General features: G+C 64.5%; 9 protein-coding genes. 3 read left to right on the top strand and 6 right to left on the bottom strand.

Going from position 1 to position 7,722, the window contains the following annotated elements; all coding sequences use genetic code 11:
* Positions 1-371 (top strand): transposase (locus BKG60_RS23340; RefSeq protein WP_165688722.1); only part of this gene is annotated, 371 nt, incomplete at its 5' end.
* 96 nt (positions 372-467) lie between these two features.
* Here the strand turns inward: BKG60_RS23340 and BKG60_RS23335 are convergent.
* Entirely contained in the window at positions 468-1,367 is a 900-nt protein-coding gene (locus BKG60_RS23335; protein WP_070944668.1) for an HAD family hydrolase, read from the bottom strand.
* Position 1,368: 1 nt separating this feature from the next.
* On the bottom strand, positions 1,369-2,913 hold the full coding sequence (locus BKG60_RS23330) for an arylsulfatase (protein WP_070944669.1): 1,545 nt from the start codon (positions 2,911-2,913) through the stop codon (positions 1,369-1,371).
* 196 nt (positions 2,914-3,109) lie between these two features.
* Between BKG60_RS23330 and BKG60_RS23325 the strand changes: the two genes are divergently transcribed.
* On the top strand, positions 3,110-4,183 hold the full coding sequence (locus BKG60_RS23325; protein ID WP_070944670.1) for a tellurite resistance/C4-dicarboxylate transporter family protein: 1,074 nt from the start codon (positions 3,110-3,112) through the stop codon (positions 4,181-4,183).
* A gap of 1 nt (position 4,184) precedes the next feature.
* Complete coding sequence (locus BKG60_RS23320; protein WP_070944671.1) at positions 4,185-4,460, top strand: dsRBD fold-containing protein; 276 nt, start codon at positions 4,185-4,187, stop codon at positions 4,458-4,460.
* Here the strand turns inward: BKG60_RS23320 and BKG60_RS23315 are convergent, their stop codons facing one another.
* From BKG60_RS23315 to BKG60_RS23300, 4 genes are all read right to left on the bottom strand, one after another.
* Positions 4,461-5,546 carry a 3-beta-hydroxysteroid dehydrogenase gene (locus tag BKG60_RS23315; RefSeq protein WP_070944672.1) on the bottom strand — a complete coding sequence of 362 codons (1,086 nt, stop codon included), beginning with the start codon at positions 5,544-5,546 and terminating at the stop codon, positions 4,461-4,463.
* Positions 5,547-5,609: 63 nt separating this feature from the next.
* Complete coding sequence (locus tag BKG60_RS23310) at positions 5,610-5,822, bottom strand: exodeoxyribonuclease VII small subunit (RefSeq protein WP_070944721.1); 213 nt, start codon at positions 5,820-5,822, stop codon at positions 5,610-5,612.
* A gap of 23 nt (positions 5,823-5,845) precedes the next feature.
* Positions 5,846-7,099 (bottom strand): exodeoxyribonuclease VII large subunit, encoded by a 1,254-nt coding sequence (xseA, locus tag BKG60_RS23305; RefSeq protein ID WP_070944673.1) that lies wholly within the window; start codon positions 7,097-7,099, stop codon positions 5,846-5,848.
* Positions 7,096-7,677, bottom strand: a complete 582-nt coding sequence (locus BKG60_RS23300) for a lipid droplet-associated protein (protein WP_070944674.1) — start codon at positions 7,675-7,677, stop codon at positions 7,096-7,098. Before BKG60_RS23300 ends, xseA begins: the two co-directional genes overlap by 4 nt.
* Positions 7,678-7,722 lie beyond the last annotated feature (45 nt).

Raw genomic sequence — 7,722 nt, 5'->3', positions numbered from 1 at the left:
CCGCCCAGGTGCTCGCCGAGTGGGGCGACTCCCGTGCAGCCTACGACGGACCCGACGCGGTGGCCGCCCTGGCCGGAGCCACACCAGTGACCAAAGCGTCCGGCAAACAACACGCGGTGCACTTCCGGTGGGCCTGCAACAAACGATTCCGCCGAGCACTGACCACCTTCGCTGACAACAGCCGCCACCAAAGCCCCTGGGCCGCAGACATCTACACCCGAGCTCGCGCCCGCGGACACGACCATCCCCATGCCATACGCATCCTCGCCCGCGCCTGGATCCGGGTGATCTACCGCTGCTGGCACGACCACCGCCCCTACAACCCCAACCTCCACGGCGGAACACAAAGACTCCTGCCGAAAACGGCCTGAGGTTGACTCAGGAAGTGTCATGCGTCGACCCGGCGGTGAGGGCGAGGATTACTCGCAGTTGTGGATCCTGGACGCAGGGTCGACGTCGGTGCGCACTCAGTCAAAGACCGTGGTCCAATCGTCGCGCATACTTGCCACCGTCCAGCCACGGTCCGCGGCGAGCCCCAACACGTTCTCCGCTCCTGCGGTGTAATCGAATTCGCGTGTGGCGTCGTCGTGACGCACCAGCAGGCCCAACGACGGGCCAGGCCCGCCCGCGGTGTACTCCAGCATCTGGATGTCGCCGTTGGAGTTGCCTGCCGCGAAGATCGGCCGACGGCCGATGCGGCCCCAGATGCGCACTGCTTTGACCGGACCGTCATTCAGAAACTCCGGTGTGGCAGTTGTCTTGAGCTGACCGTCGACGAAATCCAGTCCGACGGAACTGCCGATCACTCGTTCCGGCGGGACGCCGTACATCGATGCGGTCACCGGCCGCATGAAATCACGACCGCCGCCGGAAACGATGTAGTTGGTGAAACCGTTGGCCTCCAGATATCGCAGCAACTCGATCATCGGCAGATAGCCACATGCGGTGTACGGCCGCGCCAGAGTCGGGTGCTGCGCCTCGGCGAAGAATGCCTTGATGTGGTCCGCATGATCGTCGACGGTCAGCCCGGCGTAAGCCGAAAGTATGCCTCCAACGAGGATTTTGAGTGCCGAATCATCGCCGTTGTAGTGCTTGGTGACGGCGTCGCCGAACCAGCCGAGGTCGCCGGTGGCGGCCGCGGTGTAGGGCTGTCGGGCGGCCAGCGCAGGGTCGGCGGCGGCTTGGTCGGCCAGCCGACGCACCAGGAAATCCAGCTGGATGTAGGCGGGCTTCTCACACCACAGCGTGCCGTCGTTGTCGAATACCGCTACGCGCTCTTCGGGCGGTAGCTCGCTGCAGGCGCGCCCCACGAAGTCGACGATCGCCGACTTCGCGGGGCCGTCGTTCCAGTACGGTAGTGCGCCCAACTCAGCCGCCGATCGATTCGAGATACTTGTTCAGTTGTTCCACGGCGTTCTTGATGGTGAACGATGCCGGCTCGCGCCGCGGCGGGAATTCCTTGAACGTATCCAGAAACTGGGTTACGAGCGCGTTGGCCATGAACACCAGGAAATCGTGGTCGAAGTACCAGTCCCAATAGGTGTTGGACGTGATGTCGGCACGTTCGTAGGGATCGGTACGCAGGTTGAACAGCTTCGGTGCCCGCAGGACGGTGAACGGCTCGAACCAGATTTGCAGTGTGCCCTGGCAGCGCTGCTCCATGAACACGATCTTCCAGTTGTCGATCCGTACGCCAAGCACGTCACAGTCGTCTGAGAAATACACCATCCCACGGCGCGGACTCTTTTCGACTTCGCCGGTGAGGTACGGCAGCAGGTTGTACCCGTCGATGTGGACCTTGTAGGTCCTGTCACCGGCCCTATGACCCTTCTTGAGCTTCTCGACGATGTCTGCTTCCCCGGCAGCGGCGAGGAAGGTCGGCAACCAGTCATGGTGCTGCACGATCTCGTTGGAGATGGCGCCGGCTTTGATCTTCCCGGGCCAACGGATCATTTCGGGGACGCGGAAGGCGCCCTCCCAGTTGGTGTTCTTCTCGCTGCGGAACGGAGTGGTGGCACCGTCGGGCCAGGTGTTGGCGTGCGGGCCGTTGTCGGTGGAGTAGATGACGATGGTGTCCTCGGCGATGCCCAGCTGGTCGAGGGCGTCCAGCAGCTGACCCACATTGCGGTCGTGGTCGACCATCGTGTCGTGGTATTCGGACTGCCACCGGCCGGCCTGCCCGCGACTTTCGGGCTTCGTATGTGTCCGGAAGTGCATGTGCGTGGTGTTCATCCAGGCGAAGAACGGTTTGCCCGCTTCATTTTTGCGCTTGATGAAGTCGATGCATGCCTCGGTGGTTTCGTCGTCGATGGTCTCCATGCGCTTCTTGGTGAGCGGCCCTGTGTCCTCGACCCGCTGTTTGCCCAGCGGTCCGAATCGCGGATCGACTTCCTCTGATTCCTCTTCAGTGGCCCACGAATGCACCACGCCGCGGGGCAGCATCTTGGCCCGAAGCTGCGGCGCCTCCTCTTCAGTTGGGTAGTCAGGGTTTTCCGGCTCTTCCTCGGCGTTGAGGTGATACAGGTTGCCGAAGAACTCGTCGAAACCGTGTGCGGTGGGCAGGTACTTGTTGAGATCACCGAGATGGTTCTTGCCGAACTGGCCGGTGGAATAACCGACTGACTTCAGCAGTGTCGCGATCGTCGGGTCCTCGGGTGACATGCCCATGTCGACGCCTGGCATGCCGACTTTGGACAGGCCAGTGCGGTACACACTCTGGCCGGTGATGAAGGATGAACGTCCGGCGGTGCAGCTTTGTTCACCGTACGAGTCGGTGAAAATCATTCCCTCGTGGGCGATGCGGTCGATGTTGGGCGTTCGGTAGCCCATCAACCCCATGCTGTAGCAGGACAGATTGCTGATTCCGATGTCATCGCCCCAGATCACCAGGATGTTGGGTTGCTTGTTCGCCATTGTGCAGGCCTCGCTCTCGTATCGAATTTATTGACGTAGGTGGCGCGAGTCATCCCAACGCTATTCGCGCGCTCACGGATTGACGCCGGACTGTCGGCTCTCTCAGGGAAAATTCAACTATCGAGTCGACGGCTTCGCTCGCCTGTCGCCCGAAATTTACGCGTCGGTCCGCTGATGCGGTGGTATGACCAGAGCCATGAGTCAGCCGACGGTCCGCGAGGCAGTGCGCACCCTGCATCCCGGCTACTTCGCGCTCGTCATGGCCACCGGGATCATGTCGATAGCGATGACCTATCACCGCGTGCACGCGCTTTCGGTTGCGTTGTTGTGGGTGGCGGGGATCGCGTATCTGGTCCTGGTGGTGCTGACGGTCATACGTACCCTCACGTCGCGTCGGGAGTTCATCGCCGACCTGACCGACCCGAGCCGTGGTTTCGCCATGTTCACGTTCGTGGCTGCGACGTGTGTGGTGGGCACCCGATTGGCTACCGACGGCCACTACGGGCTGGCATTCGGCTTGCTCGGTGTGGGCTGGGTGACGTGGATGGTGCTGGGCTATGTGGTGCCGTGGACGGCGGTTCTCGGTCAGGCCGTCCGCCCGGTGCTCCAGAGTGCCAACGGCACCTGGTTCATCTGGGTGGTGGCCAGCCAGTCCGTCGCGGTGCTGGCCGCGGCGTTGCAGCCCGAAATCGCCGTGGGCCGTTCAGAATTGGCGTTGTTGGCGGTGTTCTCGTGGTCGGTCGGGATATTTCTGTACGGCGCCGCGGGGATCTTCGTGGCCATCCGGATGTTGGTGTACCCGTTGCGGCCCGCCGATCTCACACCGTCGTATTGGGTGGCGATGGGCGCCACCGCCATCACGGTGGTGGCCGGAGCTCGGATCGTGGAGATGGCCGACGCGCCGATGGTCGCGGCCACTCGTGGCCTGATCGCGGGAACGTCGGTGTTCTTCTGGGCCTTCGGCACCTGGCTCATCCCGCCGTTGATCGCGGCCGGGATCTGGCGCCACTGGGTCCATCGCATCCCGTTGCGTTATGACGCCACGCTGTGGAGCGTGGTCTTCCCACTCGGTATGTACGGCGTGGGCGGCCACTATCTCGGTCAGGCCGACCAGCTGCCGATCGTCGAACGCATCGGCTACGTGGAGAGCTGGGTCGCGCTGGCGGTGTGGGCGCTGGTATTCGTGGCCATGCTGCGTCACCTGTTGCTCACGCTGTGGCCTGGTGTCCGGGACGTATCGAGCGCACCCTTGAAGGTGGAGGGTGATTGACATGTACGACAAGGATCTGACCAACAAGTGGCTCGTCGAGATCGAGTTCTCAGAAGACGAGATCCACACCCATGCCTCGGCTCGGGCGCAGATACGCGAAGACACGATGTCCACGACCGGAGACGCGTACCGGAACCCCAAGGATCCAGGAGCGCCGATGATCGGTGAGGAGATCGCGGCGGCGCGCGCGCTCATCGCACTGGGCAGCGATCTGCTGCATGCCGCCTCGGCACGTATCGAGCAGTCCACTCACCACCCGGTGCACCTGTACCGCTGATCAGGCGGTGACGGGCTGCTTGGCCCCGGACTCCATTTGACGGAACAGGTCGACGTAGTAGGGCATGCACTCGGCCATGGCCTGTTCGGTGGTGAACAACGGCTCATAGCCCAGGTCGCGCTTGGCCTTGGCGATCGAGAAGTAGTTGTTGAGGTAAAGGCGTTCCACCGCAAGGGGTTCGATCAGCGGCTCGGGCAGGGCGAACTTGAAGTGCAGCCACTGCCAGGCCATCATCACCTTGTGTACCAGCTTGCCGGACACGTAGAACGTCGGAAGCTTGCGGCCGCACGCCGCGATCACCGGGCGAGCGAACTCGAACATGTTGAGCGGCTCGCCGTCGTTGATGAAGTAGGCCTGGCCCGGTGCGGTGCCGCCCGGAACCAGGTGCTCGCCGGCCAGGATGAACCCGTGGATCAGGTTGTGCACGTAGGAGTTGTCCAGCTTGATGTTCTTGTTTCCGACGAGCACCTTGACGTGGCCAGCCAATACGTTCTCGAACACCTTGCGGAACATGGTCTGATCGCCGCGGCCCCAGATGCCGCTGGGCCGGATCGAACACGTGAGCATGCCCCGTTCGCCGTTCTGGGCGAGGACGAACTTCTCGGCGACCACCTTGGTCTCGGTGTAGAGGTCGTTGAAGCGCGCGGTGTACGGCATGGTCTCGTCACCGTTGACGATGTCCTGTCCGCCCATCACCACGCTGTTGGAGGCGGTGTAGACGAAGCGCTTGACGCCTGCCTCCTGGGCTGCGTGCACCAGGTTCTTGGTGCCCTCGACGTTGACGGCGAAACTGCGCTGCCGGTACTCCTCGGTGACCGAGGCGCCGCCCATCAGGTCGATGATCGCCGCGGTGTGGATGACGGTGTCGATGTCCTTGACGGCCGCGGCCACGGTCTGCTTGTCGCAGATGTCGCCCTCGACCACCTCAAGACCGGCGTGGTCGCCCAGCGGCGACGGTGCGCGGTCGAACGAGCGCACCGTGTATCCGCGGTCGAGCAGCTCGGTCACCAGGTTGGCGCCGACGAAGCCGGAGCCGCCGGTGACCAGGACGCGGCCGAGTTCAGTGGTCAAAGATGCGTCACCCATGCCGGGCAGCTTAACTGAAACAGGTTCCAGTTTCGAATGCGAATGGCGAGATTGGTTGCTGAATCAAGTTTCGTCGGACTCTCGGGCAGCCAGTGCCTGCTCCACACGTTGCCGAGCTCCGGCTAAGTGCTCCTCACAGCGTTGTGCCAGCTTCTCGCCACGTTCCCACAAGTTGAGCGAAGCATCGAGGTCCAGCCCTCCTTGCTCCAGCTGCTGCACCACAGCGATCAGCTCGTCACGGGCCTCTTCATAGCCCAATTCACTAATAGGCTTCATGCTCACGATCCTCACGCCCCTTCTTAGCTCCCGTCACTGACAGCTGCAGCTTCATTGCCGTCGCTGACGGCGGTGATCACTCCGTCGGACACCCGCACCCGTAATCGGGTGCCTTCTGGCGCGTCGGCCACGCAGCGCAGAACCGTCGGCGCCCCGGTCGGCGGGACCGCCTGGACCACCGCGTATCCACGGGCCAGCGTCGCCGCCGGGCCGAGAGCGGTCAGCCGAGCCGACAGATGGCCCACGGTGTCGGCCTCCGCGGTGATCAGCCGGGTGATGTCGCGTTGGGCGGTGCTGCGGGCGCGCGTGATCTCCTCGGCCCGAGCGGTCAGCGCCGCCAGCGGCTGCGCCAGCACCGGACGGCTGCGCAACTGCTCCAGGTGGTGCTGCTCGCGGTGCACCCAATTGCGTAGCGCGCGGGCGCTGCGCCGGTGCAGATCGGTGATCAGCGCCTGTTCGGCGGCCGCGTCGGGAACGATCCGCTTGGCCGCGTCGGTCGGGGTGGCCGCGCGCACGTCGGCGACCAGATCGGACAGGGGAGTGTCGGGTTCGTGGCCGATCGCGCTGACCACCGGGGTGCGGCAGGCGACGATGGCCCGGCACAGCGTCTCGTCGGAGAACGGCAGCAGGTCCTCGACGCTGCCGCCGCCGCGCGCGAGGACGATGACGTCGACGTCGGGGTCGGCGTCCAGGGCTGCCAAGGCTTCGATGATCTGCGGCACCGCGTTGGGCCCCTGCACGATGGTGTTGCGGATCGCGAAGCGCACCGCGGGCCAGCGGCTGCCCGCGACGGTGGTCACATCACGCTCAGCGGCCGAGGCGCGACCGGTGATCAGACCGATGGTGTTGGGCAGGAACGGGATAGGGCGCTTGAGTCGTGGGTCGAACAGCCCTTCGGCTTCCAGCAACCGGCGCAGCCGTTCGATCCGGGCCAACAGCTCACCGACACCGACCGCGCGAATCTCGTTGACCCGCAACGAGAACGTGCCGCGTCCGGTGTAGAAGTTGGGCTTGCCGCAGATGATCACCTGGGTGCCCTCGGTCAGTTTGACCGGGGCGTTGCGCACCAGATCGCGCGGGCAGGTCAGGGTCAGGGACATGTCCGCCGCCGGATCCCGCAGCACCATGAAGACGGTCTTGGAATCGGGGCGGACCTTGAGTTCGGTCAGCTGGCCCTCGACCCACACCGTGCCGAGCCGGTCGATCCATTTGGCGACGCGGGTCGCCACGGCGCGTACCGGCCAGGGGTTCTCCGGTGATTGACCCGGTTCGGTCACTTCGCGGTCGCGCGGGTGATCCTGTTGGCGAGCAGCGTGACGAACGGTGCACGGGCCCGACCGGCCTCTTCGTAGGCCAGCAGCGCCTCGAGGTCGGCCACTCGCAGGGAGGTCAACCGCGCGCGCAGCTGCGCCAGCGTCAGCGTGTCGTACCCGAGCTCGCCGGCGATGGCCGGCGCACCCGCGGCGGTGGCGCCGCCGGCCTTGCCGTTCGTCGAACCGGCCGATTCGGGTTCTCCGGTGCTGTAGAGGGCGAACCGCCCCTCGGTCCGTCGCTCACCGTCGTCGGAGCTCCCCGCGTCGGCGTCGTCCTCAGAGTCGGGGCCGGAATCGAGATCCTCGTCGAACGTGGCCCACTCCGGCTGCTCATCCTTGGGCGGAAAAATCTGCTCGAGTGTCTCGTCGCCCTTGACTACCAGCTCAGCGAGGTTCTGCTGGACGTGCATGACGAGGTTGGCCGCCTGACTGGCCACCGTCATGGGGTAGGTCAGGATCGTCTGAGGCAGCTTGCGGGTTTCTTCCAGAGCGGTCGCAGCCGCACCAACCAGCAGCCGGACCCCATACGGTGCAGTTCCCATGGCCACAGCCTACGGCTGGCTCCGTTGCGTTGTAGCCCCGTACCC

The sequence above is a fragment of the Mycobacterium syngnathidarum genome (genome assembly GCF_001942625.1).
Taxonomy (GTDB): Bacteria; Actinomycetota; Actinomycetes; order Mycobacteriales; family Mycobacteriaceae; genus Mycobacterium; species Mycobacterium syngnathidarum.
Note: the sequence above shows the minus strand (reverse complement) of the source record. Positions and strands in the feature narration are given on the sequence as shown.